This window comes from Nonlabens marinus S1-08 (genome assembly GCF_000831385.1).
Classification (GTDB): domain Bacteria; phylum Bacteroidota; class Bacteroidia; order Flavobacteriales; family Flavobacteriaceae; genus Nonlabens; species Nonlabens marinus.
The window spans coordinates 73023-99684 of record NZ_AP014548.1; the positions used below are offsets into that span (position 1 = coordinate 73023).

The following is a 26662-nucleotide window of genomic DNA, read 5'->3' on the forward strand; positions in this document are numbered from 1 at the left end:
ATTGTATCCCTGATTTTTCTTGTCCTGTAACTAATTTGCTTTTAGCTGAGACTATTAAACCTTGAACATCTATATCTAGAATTATAGCAATTCGTATTAGTGTTTTTAGTGTTGGTTGTTGTCTGTTTGGTACATAAGAATTCATATTATGCACTTTATATCAACTGTTCAATAGCGTTTAGCGCTAAAATCCTCGCTTCCACTTTTTCGCGAAAGCGAACTAAGAACACTCCTACAACTCTGGCCTGTTGTTATTCACTAGGAATACCGAGTTGACAAATAGCAATTTCCCGTTCTCCCAGAAGGCGCGAAACAGTGGGTCGTCCACCATATAGATCAGGCTACCAGCGCCTAGACGCTGCTCGCCAAATACCATGGAGTTTTTTAATTTGGTTTTGGCCGTGTCGCCTGCAAAACCAGAGACGTTGACCACGTCGTCTGTGATCCAGCCCACGTTGTAACCGCCGTCTAGATAGCTGTAGGAATCGCTGCCCAATTTTAAACTGTAATAGACATCACCATAGCCAAAGGCCATAGGGTGCGTCTTGTCCATCGTGATCTTGAAAATACTACCGGTGATCAAATCTGTCGTTCCAGATTCTTCACGGGATGCGTAAGGGATCAACAGGTCTTTTTTCTCGTCCTCACCTGCCATGGAATCTTTGTCTTTCTCATTATTGGTCACTCCAAAGCCTTCTTTACCCGCAAACGCACTCACCGCTCCAGACAAGGCGACTACTTTACCACCGCTGCGTACAAAGGTTTTGACTTTGTCCAGCGTGCTGTCATTGAGCAAACTGCCGTAATAACCGTCTGGCATGACCAGCACATCGAATTGGCTTAAATCGGCACGGCCTAGATCGCCGGTATCGATAGATGTTACTGGATAACCCAAGTCTTGCTCAAAGAAATACCAAGTCGCTCCATAACTTAAGGAAGACGTGCGCTCACCGCGCAACAACGCCACTCGTGGCGCACTGATCAACTTCACGTCTGGAGAACCAAAATCTGGTCCTGAGGTTGCGAAAGAACTTACCGCAGGTTCTAATCCTCGTTTGAATTCATTAGCCACTGAATTTACAATCAAGCCAAAGTTGTCGATGCGCTTATTATCACTTTTAGTAATGATCAAACTGCCGCGGTCGTAGGTGGTACCGTTGTTGACAAATGGCTTTTCAGTAAAGCGAACCTTGATGCCAGCTTTTAATAATTTGGCAAGGAATCTGGCGTCTTGCATGCTGTTCCATTTAGCAATGTAACCGGTCGCTGTGTTGTTGGTATTGTCTTCGGTTTTGATATCGAGTGTGGCGCTTGTTGCTGCAACATTGGTGGTACTGGCAACGGCTTCTAGGCCGTAAGCCTTTGGTAAGTTCCAGGCAGTAATGTCATAGGTCAATGGCGTGCTCAATTTTGCGTTTGGCTCAAAAAGCACTTGTACCATTTTCCCTTTGGGCTGGTTGGTAGAAACCACCATGGCGGTATCGTATTCCAGCGTGGTTTTCTTGTCGTTATTGTAGCCTAGGCCGCTGGTTTTTCCTTTTCCTGTAAAACCGTATTTGATTTCATGGCGGTCCAGTAATTTGGCGAGTGCCATGAGTTGGTCCGTGCTGCCTTTCAATACAAAGCTTTTGGTTTGCAGGTCGCTATTGTCAAAGTATTTCTCAAATTCTGTATTCAATTTTGCCACATTGTTAGAAGCGACTTCAATGGTAGAAAGTCCAGTCGTTTTATGGTGCGCCACACGATCTACCAGCGTCAACTCAAAACCTTCATCGTTATTGATGCCCAATCCCGCACGACCGTGACCAGCTTGCTCATAGGTCATTCCTATCGCGCCCATGTAGGTAGGATAGGTATCGCCATAACTAGGGTACAATAAATCAAAGCGTTCTTTAGTAAAATACAACCAGCCTTCGTTATCAAAATATTTGGCGTGGTTCTTCCCTATTTCGGTCTGGAAATCACGTTGGAAATCAGTGATGACTTCGTGAAAAGGTTCTGCTGCCGGAGCGAAATAGTACGGCTCATTAATGCCTTGCTCATGGAAATCCACGTGTATTTGTGGCATCCACTGATTGTACACTTTTAAGCGTTGCTGAGATTCTACCTGCGTTGCCCAAGCCCAATCGCGGTTCAAGTCAAAAAGGTAATGATTAGGACGACCGCCAGGCCATGGTTCGTTGTGTTCTACTGCGATTTGCAATGGGTCATAAGGTTCCCGCTTTACCTGGTTGTACCAGTTCGCATAGCGATCGCGACCGTCTGGATTCACACAAGGATCGATAATGATCACGGTATTATCCAGCCATACTTTTTTAGTAGTGATAAGTTCATAGAGCGTCACCATAGAGGCCTCTGTACTGCTGGCCTCGTTACCGTGCACGTTGTAGGACAACCATACGATAGCTTTATCAGACGTTGCATCACCTTCTATAATTCCTGTTTGAGCCAAATTATTTTTTCTAATCTGTTCAATATTGTTTTGGTTGGCCGGGCTTGTCACGATCGCATACGTCAGTGGTCGGCGCTCATTGGTCTTCCCGTATTCCTGATATGTCACCATATCGCTATTTGCCGCGACGTGTTCAAAATACCGCACGACATCGGCATGGCGGGAGAATTCGGTTCCTATTTCATAGCCTAGGAAATCGGCTGGGGATTGTAGTTGTGCCTGCACGGCGATGCTGGCGAGAAATAACAGACTTAAGAATAGTGATTTGCGCATGAATAAAATTTTGAAGTGCTAAGCTACTTAATAAACCGCAATACCTTTTTGGAAAATAGCAATGGGTTATCCACGAGTTATTTATTTATTGGATGCGTTTGAGTATCTCGCTTTCGCGAAAGCTTAAACACGAATAGCTTATTAACAAACGAATCGCTCGTTCTCGACACTTCGACAAGCTCAGTGCAACGCTGCCGCTCGAACCGGCTTACCATTGATTTCTGAAAAAGCATTGGAACCAGTATCGAGCATTTCGACAAGCTCAATGTAAACTCTAGTCGAGATATGGTTGTAGCACAATGACATTCCCTTACTCATGCCGCTCGTTCTCGACTGCCGCTCGAACCGGCTTGCATTTTTTTTACTATAAATCTAGTAAACCAGTATCGAGCGGCAGTCGAGAAATGGTTGTAGCACGATCTCTGTAAACCAGTATCGAGCGGCAGTCGAGATATGGTTTTTGCATTATCTTCATCTTATGTTCAACTCCTTCCACATCTACATACTAGAATGCGCTGATGGAAAATTATACACCGGAATCACAAGCAATCTGGAACGCAGATTATTAGAACATTAAACAGGTTATAGAGAAACAGCTTACACCCATCACCGCAGGCCTGTAAAGCTGGTTTTTCAATAAGCAATCGGAGACTTATTCCAAGCACTACATTACGAAAAGCGAATCAAGAAATGGTCTGCAAATAAAAAATGGGCACTGATTAATGGTGATTTTGATAGGCTGAAATTATTAGCCTTATGTCAGAATGACTCCAGTAGCGCTTTTGTTTCTTCGAACTATGTTCCTAAAAAAGATCGTGATAGGTAACCCGCTCGTTCTCGACTGCCGCTCGAACCGGCTTGCTTTTATCTATCTTAACAGCCTCATAAACCAGTATCGAGCGACACTAGAGATATAGTTCTTGCACAATGATATTGAGTTACTCAAATCGCTCGTTCTCGACACTTCGACAAGCTCAATGCAACGCTGCCGCTCGAACCGGCTAACCATTGATTTCTGAAAAGCATTGGAACCAGTATCGAGCATTTCGACGAGCTCAATGTAAACTCTAGTCGAGATATGGTTGTAGCACCATCTGATTAACATCTAAACAAGACTCAAAGTCCTCAAATAAAAAATGGAATGTCGCTAGAAATTATAAGCACATTCCATTCTCGATAAAGTATTAAGCTAATTCAGTAATATATTACTGATCATCCAGAGTTACAGCATCTGGCGAGGCGCCGCATTCTTCGAGGATTTTGCTAATGTCTTCGGTCATTTGTGGTGGTCCACACACATAGAAGTTTTTATCAAAATTGTCTACTTGATTTTTGATCAATTCCTTGTCCACACGACCCTTGAGATGTTGGGTATCTTCCTGATCCGTTATAATGTATGTCACACGATCGCCCAGCATTGCATCTAACTCTTCTTTTAAGATAATATCCTTGTTTGTTTTGTTAGAGAATAAAAGATGCATTCCATCTAATTGATCTTTCTTTTGCAAATCTCTAAACATGGCTATATAAGGAGTGATACCAGCACCACCAGCAATCACATAACCATCGCCCTTATATTCAATGGCACCCCACGTGTCTCTAATAATCAGGTGGTCTCCTGGTTTAACATGATCCAATTCCTCAGTCACTCCATCGTGATCTGTATAAATCTTGATCACAAACTCGAGCTCGTCGTCATTAGTAAGGCTGGTAAATGTAAAGGGCCTCTTTTCATCTTTCCATTGTTCCTTATCAATAGAAACCTCGGTCGCATGACCTGGCGTAAATTCATAACCGTCTGGTTTTTCCACACGAAATTGTTTTACATCGTGAGTTAATTGTCTAATCGACTTGATTCTTACAGAATGTTCCATTTTTTTCTTTACAAGATAAAGCATATGAAACCTATGTAAAAAGCAAGCCATGACACATTGACCAACTTTAGTAAAAGTTTATGCAGGTTGAGCTCATATGATAAAGGCGCACCTCTTTATTCAAAAAGTGCGGTAATTCACTTAAACACCACGATTTCAAATGATCTATAGTCATGGTAGAGATATATCTGTCACAAACAGAGTGTCTGATTTTAGTTTCGCTTTCGCGAAAGCAAAATACACAAGAAGTTAATGCCGTGCTCAACAAGTGACTGAAGCGAACTCCTAAACCATCTACCAGAACTAGGTCATTACATTCCTACTAGAAACAATCACAGTGCTATATTTGCCGCATGACTCCAACCCCAAAAATAGGACTCGCACTTGCGGGTGGCGGTGCTCGAGCATCGGCACATATAGGCGTACTGCAAGCCCTTAATGAACACGATATTTACCCTGATGAAATATCTGGTTGTAGCGCTGGTGCTATGATAGGTGCGCTGTATTGCCACGGCTATTCACCACTAGAAATTCTGGAACTATCCATGCAAGAGGAGTTTGTTCGCATCTTCAAATTTCAACTTTGGACAACGGAATGGAACCGGCTGTCCATGCTGCGCAAATTGCTACACAAACACCTGCCTGAGAATAGTTTTGAAGCGATGAAAATCCCTTTTCATGCCTGTTTGACTAACCTCAACAAAGGCTGTAGTGAATATCATACAACAGGAGACCTCACGACTTGCATCGTGGCTTCTTGTGCGGTACCTGTGATTTTCAAACCCGTACGCATGGATGGAATAACCTATGTGGATGGTGGCGTGCTTAACAATTTACCGATTGAGCCCCTACAAGATCGCGGTATGAAAATTATGGGAGTTAGCATTTGCCCACATGAAGAACTGGAGACTATTAAAGGAATCAGAGAAATCAGCGAACGCGTGTTCCAACTCAATGTATGGAGCAATACAGAACACCGTTTGAATCAATGTGATGTAGCGCTAGAAGTCGTGGATTCCTTTACCTATGGCATGTTTGACGTTAATAAATCAGAGGAATTGTTTAAAATAGGCTATGACTGTGCCATGAAACAAATGCCAGAGATTATCGCTGGGCTGCAAAAGCCCGCATAGACAGTTATTAATATCAACTTGCGTTTTCTACAATATTTCTTAAAACTTAAGAGGTTCATAACAACGGTCATATCTTTGTAGCAACAATTATTTATATGCGATACCTGATTGCCTTTTGTCTCCTAGTTTGCTCCTCCTCTGTTTTTGCTCAAAATGAATATGTCTTCGATCGCGGAGAAACAAATCTATGGCAAGACTTTACCTATGACATGGGTAATGTTTTTCAAGGGGTAGGTTTTGCTTATAGTCGCCCTTTGTACTGGCAAGGAGATGATTTTTTAAAGCTGGGAGGGGTCGCTGCAGGGACTATGGCTTTATACGCCTTTGATGAACCTATCAATACCGCATTTAGCGAGGACCGAGATGGTATTCCAAAACTTCTATTGGATTACGGCAATTATGCAGGAGCGCCTCAAAATAACTATGGACTGTCAGGAGCGGTGTATCTAACTGGTTTATTTACTAAAAACGAAAAACTAAGGCGTACAGGTGTGCTCTTGATCTCCTCTGCTACCGCGACTGGCTTTTTACAACAATTGACGAAATCTGCAACGGGTAGAGCGCGACCTGGAGGTGGTTTTGGGAGCAATCACTTCCGCCCGTTTGGAGGGAGTTCTGTTTACCGTTCTTTTCCTTCAGGCCATGCGGTGTTGACATTTACCAACGCCCATGTAATTGCCAAACAGTTTAAAAACCCATGGGTCAAAGCAGGGATTTATACTATAGGAGTCATTCCCGGGATTTCTCGCATTTATGACGAGCAACATTGGGCCAGCGATGTGTTCTTGAGTTGGGCGATGAGCTATTTTATGGTAGAAGCCATTGACTTGTACCTGGACCGTAAGTACGAGACTAAATACAATGACGATGGCAGCATTAAAACCTCTTCCTTAGACCTCAACTTTTCCTTGAACAGTGTTGGGCTCAGTTATAGTTTCTAACATTCTTTAGTTAAACATTGGTTTGTTTTCGCTTTCGCGAAAGCGTGCTTCTTTTCCCTTTTAAAAGCAAGGGAAAGTTTATTTTGCACCCTCAACTATCTTGACCCACAAATCGCCGTATTATGGAATTCAATTACACCGATCTGATAGGCTATGCCGCTAGTCTATTTGTGTTACTCTCATTTTTCAATAAGGATTTGCGCAAGTTGCGTATAGTGAATTCCATAGGTTGCGGTTTGTTTGTAATTTATGGTATTCTATTGCCTAGCATTCCCGTGATTTTGACAAACGTTGCGATTCTACTGGTAAATGCATATTACTTGTTTGTCAAAAAAGAACCTGTTAGCCCTGCACCAGATGTACATGCTGGAGAAGAAAGCTGATTTAGAGTTCCCTCAAACCTCCTTATCAGAATATCTTTAATTCTCAAAAAATTCTTACTTTTCAGGGTTTACAAGCCTTTGCCGTGTAAATGTCGGGTTTAAATACCTTCAAAAGCTTCATTAAATGTTTGTTTCATAAGTAACATTGTTCCAATCAAATGAAAAAAATCATGAAACAACCGGAACTAGGCGACTACATCGCCAACCTAAGAAAAGAGCAAGGACTTACCCAAGAAGAACTGGTAGAACGTTGCAATATTAATGTGAGAACCATACAACGTATTGAAGCTGGAGATGTGACGCCGCGCAATTATACCATTAAGAATATTCTGCAAGCGCTAGGAAGTTCTTATGCGGAAATCACTCAAGAGCTTCACAACAAACCAAAAACGGAAAAAACTCCAGAAAACTTATTAAAGAATCCTAAGAATGGATTGTGGGTAGCTATAGTTGGAATGGCATATGTGCTTACCTCTATTCCATTAACGATCATTGATCTATCCTTAAACATGTTCAACGATGCCATCGTCACTTCTGACAGCCGATTCTTAATAGCGGCACTTTATTGTATTCTAGCAACCGTATTTTATTTAGGGCTCTCATTTAACCTGAAGTTCAAAACCCCAATGCTAAAAATATTTTCTATTCTATACATTATGGTAGTCGTATTTTCAGAAATACTGTTTATGGATATTTATAACACCAATGTTTCTGGTGCAATTAGCCCTACAATTATAGGAATGACGATGATCATATCAGTGATCTTCTCAATTTCAATTGGTTTATTAAGCATACCCTTTTTTCAAAATAAAGATCGCTTTTCAAGACCTTATAAATATTTAGGATATCTATTGATCATTGCGGCAGCTTTTAATTTAACCGTTCTATTGTTCCCAATAGGTAGTTTATTGGTTACCGTATTTGAAATTATGATGGTGATTTACTTTATACAAAATCACAAAGCATTCGCTAATGAACCCACAATGGCTTAACTGAACCGTTTCAAATTCTCGATTTGCTTTTCAATAGAGCTTTTAAATTCAGATTTTAATCTGTCGATCAATTTTTTAGTAGATACGCAATCGTCAATGGTAGCCACACCTTGACCTGCACTCCAGATGGTTTTCCAGGCCTTGGCCTCGGTATCCATTTCTTTACCGAAATCGATTTTACCAGTAGCTTTTAATTGCTCCTCAGTAATTCCTGCGGCGTTCAAACTGGCCCCTAAGAAATTAGCACTCACACCTGAAATTGCAGCAGTATAAACTATATCAGAAGATCCAGCGTCAATAATCATGTCGCGGTACTCGTCTGTAGCTTTAGACTCATTGGTATTGATAAATCGGGTACCCATATAAGCAAGGTCTGCTCCCATTTGCAATGCGCTTGCTACATCTTGACCTGAACTCATAGCTCCCGATAATATAATTGCGCCGTTATAAAATGAGCGTACCTCGCGAATAAATGGCATAGGGTTTAATGTTCCTGCATGACCACCAGCACCTGCACAAACCAAGATCAATCCATCAACGCCGGCTTCTTGAGCTTTTTCAGCATGTCGCTTTTTAATGACATCATGAAATACCAGACCGCCATAACTGTGTACTGCATTCACCACATCTTTCACAGCACCCAGCGAGGTAATGATTAGCGGCACTTTGTGTTTCATGCACATCTTCAAGTCGGCCTCCAGACGCGGGTTGCTGCCGTGAACAATTAAGTTGACTCCATAAGGTGCTGCCTTCTTTCCTGTTTCTTCTTCCCAGTCTGCAAGTTCCGTTTCAATTTGAACCAGCCACTCTTCAAAACCTTCGGTGGAACGTTGATTGAGCGCTGGAAAAGTTCCTACAATCCCGTTTTTACAACATTCAATGACCAGTTCTGGTCCTGAAATTAAAAACATAGGCGCGGCAACTACCGGCAGGGATAAGCGATCGATCAATTGAGTTCCAGTCATAGGTCTTAGTTTTTGATAAAGTTACGCATCTATTTATAAGGCGTACTCATGGAATACTCGCAATTTCTATTTTGTTAATAGGTTTGTTTTTAAAAATAAATACGACTCTATTGCCTTAGTTTTGTCGCATGCATAAAATCAAGTGGTGTTTAGTGGTGTTGATGATTTTCGCTTTCGTACCGTGTCAAGCACAGCATACACTTTCTGTTCCTTCCGCTTTCGCGAAAGCGAACAAAAAAGCGAACTCCCAAAAATATACGTTATCAGGTACAGTGACTGAGGAGGAGACAGGAGAAACATTGCTTAATGTCACGGTCTCTATTCCTGAACTGGCTACTGGAACTGTTACTAATGAGTATGGATTTTATTCGATCACTCTGGAAGCTGGGACCTACCAAGTCATTTATAGCAGTATAGGTTTTCAAAGCATAGAGCGCACTGTCGTGCTGGATCAAAATCAAAAGATTTCACTTAAAATGCAAGAGCAAGGCGAACAACTGGACGCCATTATTCTCAAGAATGATATTGAAAAACTGAATACACGCTCACCACAAATGAGTGTAAATGCTTTGTCTATTGAATCCATAAAAAAAACTCCAGTGGTTTTGGGCGAGGTTGATTTGATCAAAACTTTGACATTACTGCCTGGGGTCACTACTGCTGGAGAGGGCGCCAGCGGTTTTAATGTGCGCGGTGGCGCTGCTGACCAAAACCTGGTCTTGCTGGATGAGGCGACTTTATATGGTAGTGATCACTTATTTGGATTCTTTTCTGTCTTTAATCCTGATGCCATCAAGGATTTAAAATTATATAAAGGTGGTATACCGGCGCGATATGGTGGCCGAGTTTCTAGTGTCTTAGACATTTACCAGAGGGATGGAAACAATAGAAAACTGAGCGGGACCGGTGGTATAGGCATCGTCGCCAGCCGATTGCTATTAGAGGGCCCAATACAGAAAAACAAATCTTCTTTCCTGGTAGGCGGTCGTAGCAGTTATGCACATTTGTTCTTTCCTTTATTTGGATTGGAGAATCAGGCCTATTTCTATGATTTAAATGCTAAGGTTTCCTTTAATCTGGATGATCGCAACCGCTTGTATGGATCTGCTTATTTTGGAAGGGATCGGTTTGAGGTGAATAATTTATTTGGGAATACGTTTGGGAACTCTTTTGTCAATCTGCGATGGAATCATGTGTTTAATGACAAGTGGTTCAGTAATGCCTCTGTAATTTATTCTGATTACAATTATGCGCTAGAGCTTCAATTTGTGGAATTTGAATTCTTTAGTGGTATTAGCAACCTGAATATCAAATACGACCTCACTCATTTTCAATCGGACAAAGCCAAGTTGCGCTACGGCCTTAATTCCATTTATTACGAATTTGATCCAGGAAAAATAGTCCCTACAACACCTACTAGTGCTATTAACGAGCGTCAATTGGTTAAAAAATACGCTTGGGAGAATGCATTGTATGTGGATGGAGAGTTTCGACTCACAGATCAACTGAATGTCAATGCAGGTTTGCGGTTGACTTCTTTTAACAGACTGGGACAAGACTTCATCAATATCTATGAAAATAACCAGCCGTTACTTTTCAATCAAGAACAAGGTGTGTACGAATCGGCCGAGCCTATTGCTACGGAAGAAAGCAGTAGAAGTAACACCCTAGAAACTTTTGTAAACTTAGAACCACGACTTTCTGTTGCCTACAGTCTGGATGATGATACCAGTATCAAGGCGAGTTACCAAAGGATCAATCAGTACATCCACCTAGTTTCTAACACTACAGCTCCTACTCCATTTGACTTGTATGCACCTAGTGGTAATTTCATAAAACCACAACAAGGCGATCAAGTAGCCGCTGGATTCTTTAAGAATCTGGGCGACTATTCGTTTGAGACTGAAGCTTTTTATAAATCGGTAAACAACCGCCTAGACTATATCGATGGTGCTGATTTGATTGCACAAGATGCCGTAGAGACCATATTACTTTCTGGGAAAGCGCGTGCTTATGGATTGGAATTCCTATTGCGCAAAAAAGAAGGAAAATTACAAGGATGGATTGCTTATACCTTATCTAAAAGTGAACAACGCACCCCAGGCAGAACGGCGGATGAGCCAGGAATTAATAATGGGGAATGGTACAATGCACCCTGGGATAAAACCCATGATTTGACTGTGACTGCCAACTATGAATGGAGCGATAAGTGGAGCTTCGGGAGCAATTTTGTTTTACAAACAGGACAGCCCGTAACTTATCCTAACGGTCAGTATCAATTCAACGGTCTTTTTGTTCCCACTTATGAATCTCGCAATGCTAGCCGTTTGCCTATCATCCACAGACTGGACATATCGGCTACATACATTCCAAAACCAGATAAGACCAAAGGCTGGCAAGGCAGCTGGGTTTTTAGTTTATATAATGCCTACAATAGGAAGAATGCAGCGAGCATCAGCTTTGGTGAGAACGAAGATACCAACAGGAATGAGGCGACGCGACTTTCCATATTTGGAATTGTACCTGCCGTCACCTATAACTTCAAATTCTAACTATGAAAAAGTGGATATCTATACTAGTTTTAGGAATACTTTGCTGGGGTTGCGAAGATGTGATTGATGTTGATCTAAATACCGCAGCACCTCGACTGGTGATTGATGCCCGGTTGGAATTATTAGAAGATGCTAGCAGTCAAAACACGGTATTGCTCACTAGATCTTCTGGTTTTTTTGAAGAGGATAATCCGTTGGTGACAGATGCACAAGTTCAAGTAATGGATGGAAATGGAGTGACCTATCCGTTTGTTTATGATCCCGCAAATGGCTTGTATCGCAATGCGAATTTACAAATTCAAGACGATCTGGACTACACACTGACTATTGTAGATCAAGGGCAAACTTATGAGGCTACACAGCAGTTGGTGCGGACCGTTCCATTAATAGATATTGAGCAGCAGGAAATTGAAGGGTTTGGAGAGGTCACAGAGATTACCGCATTTTACGAGGATCCCGAAACCCCTGGAGACAATTATCTGTTTGTATATGAAGATCCAAATAACTTTGAAGTTGACCTAAGGGAAGATGAGTTTAGCAATGGTAACCGCTCACCTCAAAGTTTCTTTATAGAGGAACTAGAGCCCAATACTCCTATCACTCTTAAAATTGCTGGAATTGACGCACAGGCCTTTCGGTTTTTTGAAACATTGCTCCAGCAAACAGATGCAGGTGGCGGTGGTCCATTTGACACACAACCAGCCACAGTTCGCGGGAATATTGTTAATCAAGAAAACCGGGAACAGTTTCCTTTTGGTTACTTTAGAGTTTCTCAGGTATATCAGATCAATTATTTAAGCCAGTAGCTAGTTCATAGAAATCACGCTGTCCTCTAATGGCAAGCGTACTTTCTCCATAGAGGCGAACTGGTCGTCTTCCTTGCGGTGACCTACAGGTAACAGGAGAACAGACTTCAATCCTTTTTCTGCAAGGCCCAGCAATTCGTCCACTTTTTTTGGTAAAAAACCTTCCATAGGGCAGCTGTCAATTCGTTCTTGTGCACAAACCGTCATGAGGTTTCCTAGAGAAATATAAGCTTGATTGCGTGCCCAGGCTTCCACTTCTTGATGTGGCATTGCGATGAATTTTTCTTCCAATTGTTTTTGAAAAGGTTCTAAAATTTCCCGAGGTGTCGAGCGGACCTGCTCTACTAATGAAAAATACTTTTGAACGTATGCATCATCGACACTAATGGTACAAAGTACTAAAACTGCTGGAGCATCCAATACTTGACGCTGACCGAAGGCCATGGGCATCATTTTCTCTTGTAAAACTTTGTTTTTTAATACCACCATACGGCAAGGCTGTAAACCATAAGAAGTCGCCGTTAAATTAAAGGCTTCTTTAAGAAGGTGGAGCTCGTCTTCAGCGAGATCTGCTTTAGGATCAAAATTTTTGGTGGCATACCTCCATTTAAGACTTTCAATACTTTTCGTCATGGCTAATCGTTATATTTGTGTGAAGAAAATTGTGGGGAATTCGCTTTTTTGTTCGCTTTCGCGAAAGCGGAAGGAACAGAAAGTTTATGCCGTGCTTGACACGGTACGAAAGCGGAACAAACACCACCCTAAATCATCACATTACAAAGGTAAACCCTAGGAAACTCTTACAACAATCATTGTTGATTTAAGCGCCAAAAGGCCTATGAGAAAACTTCTTAATATCGTTGTCTTCCTATTGATAGGTACACTGGTCGCCGTGATTTTTCTGCAGGTTTATGTGCAGCAAACCTCTTCTCGTTTTATTAAAGACGATATGAATGAGCTGGTGCCAGCGTATACGGGAATCGTTTTAGGTGCTAGCGTTAGACCCGACAAAAGCCTCTCGCCCATTCTTAAAGATCGGGTGGATGCAGCGAGATTGGCCTATGAGCAAGGAAAAATCAATAAATTTCTATTGAGTGGTGATCACGGTCAAGTGGATTATGACGAGGTGAATGCCATGAAGTCCTATTTGAATGAGCAAGGCGTACCGGACGAGGATATTTTTTTAGATCACGCGGGTTTTGACACTTACGACAGCATGATCAGGGCGAGATCTGTATTTAAAGTTCAAAAAGCTATTGTATTTACTCAGAAGTTTCATTTGCCTAGAGCTGTTTATTTAGGCCGTAATTTGGGATTGGACTTGCAAGGCTATGTGGTGGACCGGGAAAATTTCGAGCCCAGCTCACACCTGCTGCGCAGGGAATGGCTGGCAAATATCAAGGCCTGGACTGAAATTCACCTAGAGCAAAAACCTACTTTTTCTGGAGTGCCTATTCCTATTACTGGCAGTAGTGATCCCACACACGACAAGTAAGAATACGTTCTAAGATCCTTAACACAACGCGTTAAGTTGTGTTAATCTTAACGGGATGAAGTCGATATTTTTTTAACTTGAAAATAAAAATATCATGAGCGATAAGACACCAAATCCAGAAAAGACCAGTAAGAAAGAACAAGCTATCAATCTAGAAGAGTCACATGGAAAAAAAATAAACCATCAAGTAAAAGACAAAAGAGAACATCATCAACCTAGAGATACGATACAAGATCAATCTTAAGGATAGAACAACGAATAGAAAAACTGCGCCCACTGGTGCAGTTTTTTTTGTCTTAACACCTCTAATTAAATAAAATCTTTATATTTGCACCCGCAAAAATGGTGTACATTTCTTGCGTTTTAGGAGAAGTGGCAGAGTGGTCGAATGCACTGGTCTTGAAAACCAGCGAGGGTCACACCTCCAGGGGTTCGAATCCCTTCTTCTCCGCTAGAAGCCCCAGGATCGTAATGATACTGGGGCTTTCTTTTTTAAGGGTCATGATCAATGGGTTTCTTAGTTTAGATTTTCCAATCCGAAAGCATATCAATCATTGCGTTAGCTAATCGAAATACCAAGACTACGGAACTACTTAATTGGCCTAAACGGCAAAGACGTGAAACCCGGATTCTAAGTGTAGGTTTATGTTTGGCGTATTCTAGCTGCCACAACCAACTGTCCTGTGCGATACATAATGCTCATCAGGCATTCCAAATGTTCAACGCGAGGCTTTATTTCAGTGACATTAATTATCTTAATCAAGATAACCATCAAAAAGCAAGGCAACAGCCGGAACGCGAGGGAACTCCTCACACGCATTATACTTGAGCGGTAGCCTTCATTAAAACAAAAAAACTGGCTGGTGACAACAAACCAATTAAGCCAATGAGCAATGAGAATTATTTCTTATCATTATTGGATTATTGCCATATTTGATTTGAGTAAGATTTAACTATGAAACTTGACTTAGAATTTGTTCGCGCACAATTTCCTGCATTTTCTGAGCCTTCTTTACAGGGGTGGGCTTTTTTTGAAAATGCTGGAGGATCCTATCCTTGTATTCAATTTATTAATCGATTAACCGATTTTTATATGAAAAACAAGGTGCAGGTCAACTATCCTTATCCTGCATCAATGTTAGCTGGAGAATTAATGGAGGCTTCCTATAAGAGAATGGCTGATTACTTGAATGTTGAAGATTCAGAAATTCATTTCGGCCCATCCACAACACAAAATATTTATGTATTGGCAAACGCCATGAGTCCGATATGGAAGAATGGTGACGAAATCATTTTGTCTTGTCAAGATCATGAAGCAAATGCAGGTGCATGGAGAAAATTAGCCGATAAAGGAATTAAAATTGTAGAATGGCATGTCGATTCGGAAACAGGATTATTGAGTTTAGATGAATTGGAAGGTTTATTTTCTGAACGAACAAAAATGCTGGTTTTCCCGCATTGCTCGAATGTAATAGGTCACATTAATCCAGTTAAAGAAATTAGCCGTAATGCTCATAAGCATGGGGTTTTATCTGTAGTGGATGGCGTTGCTTACGCTCCTCATGCTTTTCCCGATTTAAAAGATTTGGGTGCAGATATTTATCTTTTTTCTTTGTACAAAACTTATGGTCCTCATTTGGGGTTGATGTATGTGAAGAAAGAGCTGATAGGAAAGTTGGAAAACCAATCTCACTTTTTCAAAGAAGGTATTACCAGAAGTATGTTAACCCCAGCAGGACCTGACCATGCTCAAATTGCGGCTACTAGTGGAATCTTGGATTATTTTGATGCGGTTTATAAGCACCATTTTGATGACGAAGCAGAACCTGCACAAAAAAACAGAGCGCTACATAAATTATTTAATGAGCATGAAAAAGCACTTTTGGATCGCTTACTTGATTTTTTAAAGTCTCGTGATGATGTTCAAATAATAGGTCCTGATGATGCAGAAATAAGAGCGACAACGGTTTCTATTCTTCCTAAAAATAAAACTCTCGATCAGGTTTATGCCACTTTAGTAAAACACCAAATAATGCTAGGGAAGGGCGATTTTTACGCGGTTCGACCCCTTATAGATATGGATATCCCAAGAAAACCTGGCGTGTTGAGAATTTCTTTTTTGCATTACACCAGTATGGAAGAAATTGATCAGTTAATAGAGGCATTAAAAGTTGCTTTATAATATATGCACTTTGATTCTTATCACATCGTTAATAGATAATTAGCTTTAAATAACGAAAGGCTAACAACACATGAAAAACATGGGCGAAAGGCGATTAATCGAGAGGTATGTGTGTATTTATTGAGTATCGCTAGCAATTGCCCTACGTTTCTTATACTAAACCGTTTACGCCTATTGCATTAGACTCTTCTTCTCCGCTATAAGCCCCAGGATCGTAATGATACTTGAGCTTTCTTTTTTAAGGTTGACAAATTGGTTGACTCAACAAACTATATTTAGTTCTCTGCACCCGATTGATTAACTTGCACTAATGGATCAGTTTTCTCCTTACTTGATGGCGCTTACCTTCCTAGGGTTGAGTTTGGCGCTCATGAATTTTCTGCAAGTGTACACGGCCCGTATCAAGATTTCTTACACCATATTACTACTCGGTTTAGGCGCCATTCTGCATGCGATTGGGGTACCCTTACCATGGCCTGATCCTTTATGGGATTTCCATACCGCCAAAATAATTACCGAAATTATTGTCATTGTGAGCTTAATGACCGCTGGGCTCAAAATAGGAACTTTCTACGATTGGGAACACTGGAAAAAACCCTTATCTCTGGTTATCATTACCATGCCATTATTTATGATTGGTATTTTTGTAATCAGCTATTATTTATTAGACCTAAATGGTCCCGTGTCTTTACTTCTAGCTGCCGTACTTGCGCCTACAGATCCTGTACTTGCCAGCGAAATTCAATTGGAAGATGAGCAGTCTATTGATTCTAGAAATACCGGCTTAAGATATATTTTAACAGCTGAAGCTGGAATTAACGACGGTATCGCTTTTCCATTTGTTTTTTTGGCGATCCTTTGGAGCAAGGCAGGGAACTTTTATGATATAGACTTTACAGAATATTTTGGTTATTATATCATCTTCAAAATTTTAGGCGGCATTCTAATTGGTGGTGTGATAGGTGTCGTTTTTAGCAAATGGATCTATGCACACCATCACAAGAACCAAAAACTGATTCTAAAAGGCTTTCTAGCTTTGGTGCTTACCTTTTTTGCTTACGGCGCTGCAGAATTGTGCAGCACTTATGGTTTTTTAAGTGTGTTTGCAGCTGGGGTCACTTTACAGTATTATAGACCCAAGCAAGACCAAAGGAAAAAGCAAAACCGCAACATCCTCACCTTTGTTGCTGAAAGTGAAAAACTACTAACCACTCTTTGGGCCATTTTCTTCGGTGGCGCACTACTATCGGGCATCTTGAGCTATACAGACTGGTATGGAATTATGGCAAGCCTTGTCATCATCCTCATCTTACGACCACTGCTAGGCTATCTTGGTGTCGTTTGGTATGACCTTAAAGAGTCTAAAAAATGGGCAATTGGCTTTTTTGGAATCAAAGGCATCGGTAGTTTCTTTTACCTGAGTTTTGCTCTTATGGAAGGCTCCTTCGCGGACTATGATCAATTATTCGGTATCGTCTCCTATGTAGTTCTATTTAGTATTCTCATCCACGGCCTTACCAGCATTAGAGTAGTAAACTACTTTAACAATTGATAGTTCGCTTTTTTGTTCGCTTTCGCGAAAGCGTAATCCGCCTCATCTCTTAGCAAATTATAGAAAGGTCCATACTTGCTCACAGGCATTTATAATACTTTTGCACTCTCAAAAATGAGTTTATGATATCTGTAGATCAATTGGCGGTAGAATTTTCTGGAACTACCCTTTTTAGTGGAGTAACCTTCAATGTCAATGAAAACGACAAGATTGCGCTCATGGGTAAGAATGGTGCAGGAAAATCTACCTTGATGAAGATCATTGCTGGCGTTTCAAAACCCACTCGTGGTCACGTACGAGCACCCAAAGACGCGGTGATTGCCTACCTGCCACAACACCTGTTGACTGCTGACGACTGCACGGTGATGGAAGAAGCCTCTAAAGCTTTCGGCACCTTGCTGGACATGAAAAATAAGTTGGACGAACTCAACAAAGAGCTGGAAACCCGTACTGACTATGAGAGTGATGCCTATATGAATATCATTAATGAGGTGTCTGACCTGGGTCTGAAATACTATGCCATTGAAGAGGTAAATATTGAAGCCGAGGTAGAGAAAGCCCTCAAAGGCCTAGGCTTCACCGCAGCAGACTTCAATCGACCTACCAGCGAATTCAGCGGTGGGTGGCGCATGCGTATTGAATTAGCCAAAATCTTACTTCAAAAACCCGACCTCATCCTACTGGACGAGCCCACGAACCACGTTGATATTGAATCTGTTTTATGGCTGGAGGACTTTTTGATTAATAAAGCTAAAGCCGTCATCGTGATCTCCCACGATCGCGCCTTTATCGATGCAATCACTAACCGCACCATAGAGGTGACCATGGGACGTATCTATGATTACAAGGCTAATTACAGTCACTACCTGCAACTGCGAGAAGACCGCAGGGCACACCAGATCAAGGCCTACGAGGAACAGCAAAAAATGATTGCCGATAACCGCCAGTTTATTGAACGTTTTAAAGGGACCTATTCAAAAACAAACCAAGTGAGTTCACGAGAACGCATGCTGGAAAAATTAGACATCATTGAGATCGACGAGATAGACAATTCCTCACTGGCGCTGCGATTCCCACCAGCTCCACGATCTGGTGATTTTCCAATAACGGTGAAGGACGTGAGCAAATCCTATGATGAACATGTGGTCTTTAACAACGCTAGTTTTTCTATCGCTCGTGGCGAAAAAGTAGCCTTTGTAGGCCGCAACGGTGAAGGAAAATCTACCATGATTAAAGCTATCTTGGGAGAGATTGCTGTAGAAGGAACCTGCCAGTTGGGCCATAATGCTCAGATAGGCTATTTCGCCCAAAATCAAGCCGCCCTACTCGATCCTAATCTTACCGTTTTCCAGACCGTTGACGAGGTCGCCAAAGGCGACATACGCACCCAAATCAAAAATATTTTAGGCCAATTTATGTTCTCTGGAGATGCGATACAGAAGAAGGTAGGTTTGCTATCAGGTGGTGAAAAAACCAGGCTTGCCATGGTAAAACTGTTGCTGGAGCCTGTCAATGTACTTATTCTTGATGAACCCACGAACCACCTGGATATCAAGAGTAAAGATGTATTGAAAGAAGCGCTCAAAAATTTTGATGGCACGCTCATTCTGGTTTCCCATGATCGTGATTTCCTACAAGGCTTGGCTAACAAGGTTTTCGAATTCAAGGAAAAACGGGTGATCGAGCATTTTGAAACTATAGATGCATTCCTAGAACGCAATAAAGTAGAGACGATGCGAGAGCTAGCGCTTTAAGGATTACGTTTAACCACTGGGAAAACAGCTAGCAATTAGCTAGGCTCTATTTCGCTTTCGCGAAAGCGGAATGAAAAAACATCTAATAGTAAAGCCTGAAGTCCAACAGCTTACACAATTTATAATGCTTGTTGAACATCTGTTCTACCACTTCCCTGAGGTCATCATTTTTATAAAATAAACTAAAGAACACTCGGTCGATGGTAAAAGCACTGGTCATTTGCTCAGAGTGGAACCCGTAACCAGATATAGCCCTAGCGCCAGTCACATCTAGGAAATACTGTGATTCGTCGTCAGTTAGGTCTAGTATTTTCTTGTTGGCAAAATGGATTACTTTACCTTCCATTTTACCTTCAAACAACTCGGCAATCTCTTCTATGCTGTAATAATATCCATTGATAAGAATATTATTTGCCTCTCCAGGTAGCACTAGGTAAATGATCTCATAATCATTGAAGTTATGATCGTTGTACAGCAAATTATCTATACTTTGCTCCAGTCCTTCTATCGTATCACAGGCTTTGTAAATACTGGCAATATTTTGATTGAAAGCGACATCTTCCAGAATCTTGAGAACTTCAGTAGTTTCATCATGATCTGCATCAGGCACGACTTCTAGGCAATAGATAAAATTTTCAATATCGGTAATAGGTACTTCCAGTTCACTCATAGTATTCCTTATGCATATTTGTAACTAGTGCTCCCGCAATAAACAAGCAGTCGTAATCCCACAAGATAAGTTGCACTATTGCATTTCAAAAGTTTAATTCAAAACACCTTTAGGCATAAACATGTGGGGTGGTGAAATTGGGCTAAAAGGGTTACTTTCAATTGACTACAGCTGAACAACGCTCTGATTATCAACAGTTCATTAACTGTTTAGGTTCTGATATTGTTAAGAATTAAAAAGGGCATAAACGCTATTGCTGAGCTGATTTTGAAGAGGTATGTATCTAAAATATTATGAATTAGATAGTTTTCAACAATTGTCTTTATTCACAAATGAAGAATTCAAAAAAGGCAGAGTGATAAAAGATGTAATTTACTCTTCCGCTCCGTTCAAATGGACCTGTTAAACTAATTTAAAGTTCGCTTTCGCGAAAGCGACCAAATTAAAAAAATCCATCTCTAAAGCGAAGCAACCAGTAAGTTCAATGGCACCTGCGTTAGGATGGACTTCAACCACAGATGAAGGATTAAAATAAAGCAATTCTTGATAAATCCAGCCCCCTTGTAATTACCACAGGCGGTGCTTCTAGAACTACTTCCTTATCTAATAAAGACTGAAGGAATATTTGCCACTCTTGAGCGATAGCGAGTTCGCCGCTTAATTGCAGGCTATCGTTATCGTTAAAGAGTTCTAATCGCTGCGTGGCTCCTGTAGATGTGTTTATGAGGAGTAGATCCAATTTTTGAATGGTGTCCATAAGCCCTGGTTTATTGGTAATGTTATTGACTTGTTGATCCATCTTGCATTTGTTAAATACACGCAGATCGATTACTGATTGTTCTAAAGCGCCGTTCTCTCGTTCTTTTATAAAAAACACAGTTTGAGCGTGTCCATCTACAGCAATAACAAAATTGTTAAAAAAACTGGATTTTGAGGCGATAGCCGAGTTGCATTTTAAAAGAACGTCGAGCGCTTTGGTGAGTTTAGAATGATGTTTTTTGTTGCTAATGCCCATGAGTATGAAAGGGCTTGCCACAATAATAATGAGTATCGCAGATAATACGATGATTCCTGTTTCCATGATTAAGAATATTATAGAGGTTAAAAAGTTTAGATTTCCAACTGTTAGAAGGATGTGAATTACTAAGCTTTTACCAATAGGAATGGAAAGGATAAAGAATCCGTCGAACGTATTCGAATGCAACGGTAACTGTGCCAGCTACCCGGGTGGTAGTTTTAAAACGAGAACCATGAACCGTCGCATGCTCATTATTTAGAGTGAGATAGGCATTCCCAGATCCCGCAGGAAATTCTAGCGTTCTAGGTGAAACTTTTACTGGTGTAGAAATGCGAGATAAGTCTATAGACTTAGATCCCATATCATATGCGGCGGTGATTGTTTCATCATCCATGTCTAGAGCAACTGCCAATTGTTCTACTTCAACTTGTGAAGTGTAAACACTCCATATTTCTGCACTGATAGATGGAAGGACCCATGCAAAAACTAGACTTAGATAAACGTGAAACGCTCGTGAAATCATCGAGTAAAAATGCTTTATTAAAACTTAAAAAAATAGATAGAACAAGTTAATTCTATGGTAAGATTTAAATCGACAATTACTAATTGTCAAATAAAATATTTTGATCAAAATTCATGTTGATAGTAATAGTCTATCAACAATTAATACTGCAGATAAAGTAGAGTTTCAATCTAATGCTGAGAGTAAATTAGCTTAAGTGTAAAATAGTTGTTCAACAACCCACTATTCGCTATAAAATTAGTTTTAAAGTAGCGCTTTTGTTAAGTTTACCTTCCTTATAGCAGTTCCAATAAAGTTTGATGAAAATGTTAAGTGAATGGAAGTTAAGTTCACTTTAAACGGAGGATGTGAAAATCAATACAATTTGTAGTACCTTATTATTAAAAACTTGCCGAATAAATTTCAGCTAATGAAGTCTTTAGCTTTGATATGTTGAAGCGCTAAGATTTAAAGTTATTGAACCATGCAAATAAAGCCGTCTAGCCATAAGGTTTTAATCATTGAGGATGATCCACTGTATTTGCATCGGATTCAAAATTATTTGAAAGCTTTTTTTGAAACTGAAAATCAAGCAACTGCAATTACATATACTGCTGTGAAACAGATATTAGATGCAACATCTAATAAATTTGACATCATATTATTAGACTTAACGTTACCAGATTTACAAGACATACCATTGTTAAATGAAGTACTTCAATTGGCAAATAATATACCTGTTGTGGTACTAAGTAGTCATGAAAATATGTCCTTCAGTATAAAAACATTAGATCTAGGAGCATCTGATTTTTTATTGAAAGAAGAATTAACTGCCTTTTCTTTATACAAAGCAATTACTCATAATATTGAACGTAAAAAATATATTCTACAAATTGAGAAAACTAGAAATCAATACACGGAATTATTTCAATTAAGTCCTCAACCTTTAATTACCTATACGGTCGATGATAAAAAGATCTTAACCGTTAATGATGCAGCATGCGAATTATATGGCTATACTAAAGAGGAGTTTTCACAGCTCAGTTTGGCTGATATCAGGCCTAAATCTGAGATAGATTTTCTTAATCAAGAATTTAAAAGAATTTTAGAAAAAGGAATTTCTTCCCATAATTACATGGGAACCTTTATACACCAAAAAAAACATGGTGAAATATTTACGGTTGAAGTTTATAGCAATCCAGCCTCTCACTTGAATAAAAATATAAGGATTTCCTTAGTTAACGATGTGTCAGAAAGAGTCAAATACACGCAGCAAATTGAGGAACAAAACAAGAGGTTGAAAGATATTGCTTGGATTCAATCTCACGTGGTCAGAGCGCCATTGACACGTATCATGTCATTAATCTCGCTTTTTAAAGATGTTGAGGTGGAGAAAAGTGCTTCAGAGGAATCATTTATATTAGAAAACATATATAATTCCTCTAAGGAACTTGACGATGTATTAAATGACATCACCGTTAAAGCATCTAATCAGCAAAATGTAGAATGAGTAAAAAACTAATTATCATCGATGATGATCCTATCTGCTGCTTCATACTAGAAAAACTGCTCAGTAAAAATGGAATGCATACTGTTGCATGCTTTAATAATGCTACAAAAGCCCTTCAATTCTTAAACGAATCTAATGCTAAAACGGACTACTTGATATTCCTAGATTTGAATATGCCAGTAATGGATGGGTGGGAATTTTTAAAAGCTATGGAACATAATGATTATGACTTTGAAATTGACGTAGCAATCGTGACTTCGTCCATAGATCCAGAGGACATAAAACGAGCAGAAACATACGATTCCGTGATCAGCCTGATTACAAAACCAGTTACTCATGAGCATTTGAATAAGGTTTTGAAAACGACTTCAAAGTCAGCGATCACCTAAATCTACAAATCACTTCATATCTTTACAATAACAGCCTATTTATGAAATGATGGGGGTTTTGTTAGAAGTATCTAAAAGATTGTTCGAAAAAATCCCCTTGACTCCATTACTATTTCATGGTTATAATTTTTGCTGTTTATAAATTCATCTGGTAAAATATTATGACAGCTTCATCACAATTAATAACATGCATACAAGAGCAAAAAGCAGATATCAACATATCAATGCGGCTCAAACGTCAATCGCATCAGTTTACTGAACTTTTATTCAATGCCCTTTTTGATAGCGAGACTGATGCACAGCAAACGCTGGTAGAGTTGGAAGATCTATTTCTAGCCATCCGTAACCTAGCCTGTCCTGAAATCACTGGGAAACCTTGCAAAACATGGAATGATTTTACTGAGGTTATTCCTGATTTGTTTTGCAGCCTTAAAAAAGATGCGCTAGCGATTTTTAATAACGATCCAGCGGCCCGGTCCATTGAAGAAATTTATCTCGCCTATCCCGGTTTCTATGCCATAGCCATTTACAGAATGGCACGCGAGTTTTTTAATTTAAAACTGCCGCTTATTCCACGATTAATGACTGAATACGCACACCAACTAACAGGAATCGATATACATCCTGGTGCTTCTATAGGCCATTCTTTTTTTATAGATCATGGGACTGGAGTTGTGATAGGTGAAACGGCGCAAATTCATGACCATGTAAAACTCTATCAAGGAGTTACCTTAGGTGCGTTAACTGTAAAAAAAGCACTGCAAAACAAGAAGAGACATCCTACCATTGAAGACCATGTAATTATTTATGCTAATGCCACTATCTTAGGCGGCGACACCACCATAGGTGCCTACAGCGTTATAGGTGGTAATGCTTGGGTAACCGAATCCATTGCAGCAAACACTCGCGTGATGCACACCCCAACTGTTGATATAACTACTCAAAAGAGAACCATTGCATGAACCACAGTTTGATTGATCAAATAGGAAACACGCCATTGGTAAAGTCCATGGTTTTGAATACCAACCCAAATGTGACCCTGTATTTTAAAATGGAGGGAGACAATCCAGGTGGAAGTGTCAAAGATCGAGCGGCATTGAATATGATTAAAACTGCGCTAGACGCTGGAACCATAGATCACAATTCTAAATTGATTGAAGCGACCAGCGGAAATACTGGTATTGCACTGGCCATGATTGCCGGGATTTATAATCTGGATATTGAGCTGGTAATGCCAGAATCAGCCACCAAGGAGCGGGTGTTAACCATGCGAGCCTATGGTGCTAAGGTTACTTTACACCCTGACGGTATCGAGGGTGCCCGGGATTATGCTGATGATAAAGTGAATAATGAGGGTTATTTCTCTTTCAATCAATTTGCTAATGACAACAATTGGAAAGCCCACTACAAAACTACAGGGCCTGAAATATGGCGTGACACTCAAGGTAAAGTAACCCATTTTGTATCTTCCATGGGTACTACTGGTACCATAATGGGAACCTCCACCTTTCTAAAAGAGCAGGATAAAAATGTACAGATCGTAGGCGTACAACCTACAGATGGTTCCAGCATTCCAGGAATACGCAAATGGCCTACCGCCTATTTGCCTGCCATTTTTGATGCTTCTAAGGTCGATCGAGTCATGGAAGTAAGCGAGGAAGAGTCCATCGCTATGGCGAGACGACTGGCAAAAGAAGAAGGTATTTTATCAGGCATGAGCAGTGGTGGCGCCACAACTGCCGCATTAAAATTAGCGGATGAATTAGAAAGCGGTATTATCGTTAGTATCATTTGTGACCGTGGAGATCGCTATCTTTCATCAGGACTTTTTGAATGAGTCTTCGCTATAATGCAGCTTTGAATTTCTAGCATTTCTGCTTAAAATTAATTCGCTTTCGCGAAAGCTAAATTCTTTGAACCATCAAACATGCTTAGAGAAGTCAAGCTCCAATTAATCAACACGCGGGTTCTTAAGTATTTAATTCTATATTTAAAGAACAAAATCTGCATTTATGAAAGCCCTTTTCTTGACCAGAGAACACCCACCTTGTGTGTATGGCGGCTGAGCTTGCAAAATTGATGGAAATCGAGGTACGCAGTTTTGGTGATCAGAACATTAAAGGCTTGAATCCTAGTGTGGAAGGCTATGATTATGAAAATGACGCTTTCGCGAAAGCGGACTCCCAATTAAAAGCACTTCTACAAACCATCAGTACTGGAACCCACATGAATATCAAACCTGTGGATGCCGATGTGGTACATTGTCATACGTGGTATTCTCATTTTGCTGGTATACTAGCTAAGCTTTGCTACGGGACGCCTTTAGTGGTGACTACTCATTCCTTAGAACCGCTGCGTCCCTGGAAACGAAATCAACTGGGCCGAGGCTATGATGCCTCTTCCTGGATTGAAAAAACGGCTATCGAGATGGCAGATGCCGTTATCGCCGTGTCTAAAGAAACTAAGGAAGATGTCTTGAACTACTTCAACGTTGATGAGAAAAAGATCCAAGTGATTTATAATGGTATCAACCTAGAACAATATCAAAAAACTACAGAAGCCAGTGCGTTAAAGAAACACCAGATAAATACAGAAAAGCCATTTGTACTTTTTGTAGGACGCATTACCCAGCAAAAAGGCATCATCCACTTAGTCAATGCTATTAAATATATTCATCCTGACACGCAAGTTGTTCTCAAAAAAGGTGCTGTGATTCTCGCTGGATTTACACTTTAGTCCATTTGTTTATCGTCAGCCTCATACATCATTAAGAAGGGTTGTAACAATCGCTTGAGTTTATCGCTACCTAGATGTGATTTATTCATTTCCAGATAAGAATAGATAGCCTTCAAATCTTCCAAAGTTTTTAAAACATTAAACTTTGACTTGTATTTCAAAAATATAGGGTGTGCAGTTGTACCGTGGTAAACTTCAAAGATCTCATCATGACGCTCATCATTTTTTATCTTTTCATACAACTCTAATAAACTTTCCTCATTTCCTTCCAGCACTTGAAAAAAATTACCGAAGCTATACAGTAAAACACCACTGATATCACAGCTGTTATTGTACTTCCAGGATTTTTCAAAAATCTTTTCAATTGACGTCTCATCGAGGCTTGTGTCAGATTTACTTACATAACAAATAGTATAGATACGGTTCAATAGATTAGATTAGATCAAAATGAAATTACAAGATATAAAAAAGAGCGGTATAGGA

At 40.2% G+C, this 26662-nt stretch carries 25 protein-coding genes and 1 tRNA gene; 18 read left to right on the plus strand and 8 right to left on the minus strand.

What is annotated here, in order from left to right; all coding sequences use genetic code 11:
- Positions 1-232: 232 nt before the first annotated feature.
- A complete protein-coding gene (locus NMS_RS00360; protein ID WP_041494842.1) occupies positions 233-2725 on the minus strand; it encodes a M14 family metallopeptidase in 2493 nt (830 codons plus the stop codon).
- 478 nt (positions 2726-3203) lie between these two features.
- Here NMS_RS00360 and NMS_RS14075 point away from each other — a divergent pair, with 478 nt between their 5' ends.
- Positions 3204-3302, plus strand: a complete 99-nt coding sequence (locus NMS_RS14075; RefSeq protein ID WP_084217579.1) for a GIY-YIG nuclease family protein — start codon at positions 3204-3206, stop codon at positions 3300-3302.
- A 628-nt stretch (positions 3303-3930) separates the two neighbouring features.
- On the opposite strand, the gene NMS_RS00365 is transcribed toward NMS_RS14075, so the two are convergent.
- Positions 3931-4599, minus strand: a complete 669-nt coding sequence (locus NMS_RS00365) for an FAD-binding oxidoreductase (protein WP_041497326.1) — start codon at positions 4597-4599, stop codon at positions 3931-3933.
- Between the two features lie 353 nt (positions 4600-4952).
- Here NMS_RS00365 and NMS_RS00370 point away from each other — a divergent pair, with 353 nt between their 5' ends.
- From NMS_RS00370 to NMS_RS13335, 4 genes are all read left to right on the plus strand, one after another.
- Positions 4953-5732 carry a patatin-like phospholipase family protein gene (locus NMS_RS00370; RefSeq protein ID WP_052476610.1) on the plus strand — a complete coding sequence of 260 codons (780 nt, stop codon included), beginning with the start codon at positions 4953-4955 and terminating at the stop codon, positions 5730-5732.
- A 95-nt stretch (positions 5733-5827) separates the two neighbouring features.
- A complete protein-coding gene (locus NMS_RS00375; protein WP_041494843.1) occupies positions 5828-6673 on the plus strand; it encodes a phosphatase PAP2 family protein in 846 nt (281 codons plus the stop codon).
- A 122-nt stretch (positions 6674-6795) separates the two neighbouring features.
- Positions 6796-7056 carry a YgjV family protein gene (locus NMS_RS00380; protein WP_041494844.1) on the plus strand — a complete coding sequence of 87 codons (261 nt, stop codon included), beginning with the start codon at positions 6796-6798 and terminating at the stop codon, positions 7054-7056.
- Positions 7057-7226: 170 nt separating this feature from the next.
- Complete coding sequence (locus NMS_RS13335) at positions 7227-8048, plus strand: helix-turn-helix domain-containing protein (protein ID WP_158448939.1); 822 nt, start codon at positions 7227-7229, stop codon at positions 8046-8048.
- Here the strand turns inward: NMS_RS13335 and NMS_RS00390 are convergent.
- Positions 8045-9013, minus strand: coding sequence for an NAD(P)H-dependent flavin oxidoreductase (locus tag NMS_RS00390; protein ID WP_041494845.1), 969 nt, complete (start codon positions 9011-9013; stop codon positions 8045-8047). The genes NMS_RS13335 and NMS_RS00390 overlap by 4 nt on opposite strands.
- Positions 9014-9141: 128 nt before the next feature.
- Between NMS_RS00390 and NMS_RS00395 the strand changes: the two genes are divergently transcribed.
- Positions 9142-11565 (plus strand): TonB-dependent receptor, encoded by a 2424-nt coding sequence (locus NMS_RS00395; RefSeq protein ID WP_231862346.1) that lies wholly within the window; start codon positions 9142-9144, stop codon positions 11563-11565.
- 2 nt (positions 11566-11567) lie between these two features.
- On the plus strand, positions 11568-12371 hold the full coding sequence (locus NMS_RS00400; protein ID WP_041494846.1) for a DUF4249 domain-containing protein: 804 nt from the start codon (positions 11568-11570) through the stop codon (positions 12369-12371).
- Here the strand turns inward: NMS_RS00400 and NMS_RS00405 are convergent, their stop codons facing one another.
- Positions 12372-13004, minus strand: coding sequence for an NAD(P)H-dependent oxidoreductase (locus tag NMS_RS00405; RefSeq protein WP_041494847.1), 633 nt, complete (start codon positions 13002-13004; stop codon positions 12372-12374).
- Between the two features lie 205 nt (positions 13005-13209).
- On the opposite strand from NMS_RS00405, the gene NMS_RS00410 reads away from it, so the two are divergent.
- From NMS_RS00410 to NMS_RS00430, 6 genes are all read left to right on the plus strand, one after another.
- Positions 13210-13866, plus strand: a complete 657-nt coding sequence (locus NMS_RS00410; protein ID WP_041494848.1) for a SanA/YdcF family protein — start codon at positions 13210-13212, stop codon at positions 13864-13866.
- A gap of 94 nt (positions 13867-13960) precedes the next feature.
- Positions 13961-14110, plus strand: coding sequence for a hypothetical protein (locus NMS_RS13955; protein ID WP_173405812.1), 150 nt, complete (start codon positions 13961-13963; stop codon positions 14108-14110).
- A gap of 122 nt (positions 14111-14232) precedes the next feature.
- Positions 14233-14317 (plus strand) — tRNA-Ser (locus NMS_RS00415).
- A 504-nt stretch (positions 14318-14821) separates the two neighbouring features.
- Complete coding sequence (locus NMS_RS00420; RefSeq protein ID WP_041494849.1) at positions 14822-16048, plus strand: aminotransferase class V-fold PLP-dependent enzyme; 1227 nt, start codon at positions 14822-14824, stop codon at positions 16046-16048.
- A 310-nt stretch (positions 16049-16358) separates the two neighbouring features.
- Positions 16359-17600, plus strand: a complete 1242-nt coding sequence (locus NMS_RS00425; protein ID WP_041494850.1) for a cation:proton antiporter — start codon at positions 16359-16361, stop codon at positions 17598-17600.
- A gap of 122 nt (positions 17601-17722) precedes the next feature.
- Complete coding sequence (locus NMS_RS00430) at positions 17723-19354, plus strand: ABC-F family ATP-binding cassette domain-containing protein (protein ID WP_041494851.1); 1632 nt, start codon at positions 17723-17725, stop codon at positions 19352-19354.
- Between the two features lie 82 nt (positions 19355-19436).
- Here NMS_RS00430 and NMS_RS00435 read toward each other — a convergent pair whose 3' ends face one another.
- The 3 genes from NMS_RS00435 to NMS_RS00445 form a co-directional block, all read right to left on the minus strand.
- Entirely contained in the window at positions 19437-20024 is a 588-nt protein-coding gene (locus NMS_RS00435) for a DUF6642 family protein (protein WP_041494852.1), read from the minus strand.
- Positions 20025-20550: 526 nt separating this feature from the next.
- Positions 20551-21105, minus strand: a complete 555-nt coding sequence (locus NMS_RS00440; RefSeq protein ID WP_041494853.1) for a hypothetical protein — start codon at positions 21103-21105, stop codon at positions 20551-20553.
- Positions 21106-21175: 70 nt separating this feature from the next.
- Entirely contained in the window at positions 21176-21565 is a 390-nt protein-coding gene (locus NMS_RS00445) for a hypothetical protein (protein WP_041494854.1), read from the minus strand.
- A 463-nt stretch (positions 21566-22028) separates the two neighbouring features.
- Between NMS_RS00445 and NMS_RS00450 the strand changes: the two genes are divergently transcribed.
- From NMS_RS00450 to NMS_RS00470, 5 genes are all read left to right on the plus strand, one after another.
- Positions 22029-23054: a PAS domain S-box protein gene (locus tag NMS_RS00450; protein ID WP_041494855.1), complete on the plus strand. Its 1026-nt coding sequence runs from the start codon at positions 22029-22031 to the stop codon at positions 23052-23054.
- Complete coding sequence (locus NMS_RS00455) at positions 23051-23443, plus strand: response regulator (RefSeq protein WP_041494856.1); 393 nt, start codon at positions 23051-23053, stop codon at positions 23441-23443. The genes NMS_RS00450 and NMS_RS00455 overlap by 4 nt, the downstream gene beginning before the upstream one ends.
- A 161-nt stretch (positions 23444-23604) precedes the next feature.
- Complete coding sequence (gene epsC, locus NMS_RS00460; protein ID WP_041494857.1) at positions 23605-24405, plus strand: serine O-acetyltransferase EpsC; 801 nt, start codon at positions 23605-23607, stop codon at positions 24403-24405.
- Positions 24402-25280 carry a cysteine synthase CysM gene (gene cysM / locus NMS_RS00465; RefSeq protein WP_041494858.1) on the plus strand — a complete coding sequence of 293 codons (879 nt, stop codon included), beginning with the start codon at positions 24402-24404 and terminating at the stop codon, positions 25278-25280. The genes epsC and cysM overlap by 4 nt, the downstream gene beginning before the upstream one ends.
- 242 nt (positions 25281-25522) lie before the next feature.
- Entirely contained in the window at positions 25523-26179 is a 657-nt protein-coding gene (locus tag NMS_RS00470) for a glycosyltransferase (protein ID WP_231862347.1), read from the plus strand.
- Here NMS_RS00470 and NMS_RS00475 read toward each other — a convergent pair.
- A complete protein-coding gene (locus NMS_RS00475; protein WP_041494859.1) occupies positions 26176-26607 on the minus strand; it encodes a BLUF domain-containing protein in 432 nt (143 codons plus the stop codon). The genes NMS_RS00470 and NMS_RS00475 overlap by 4 nt on opposite strands.
- Positions 26608-26662: the final 55 nt, after the last annotated feature.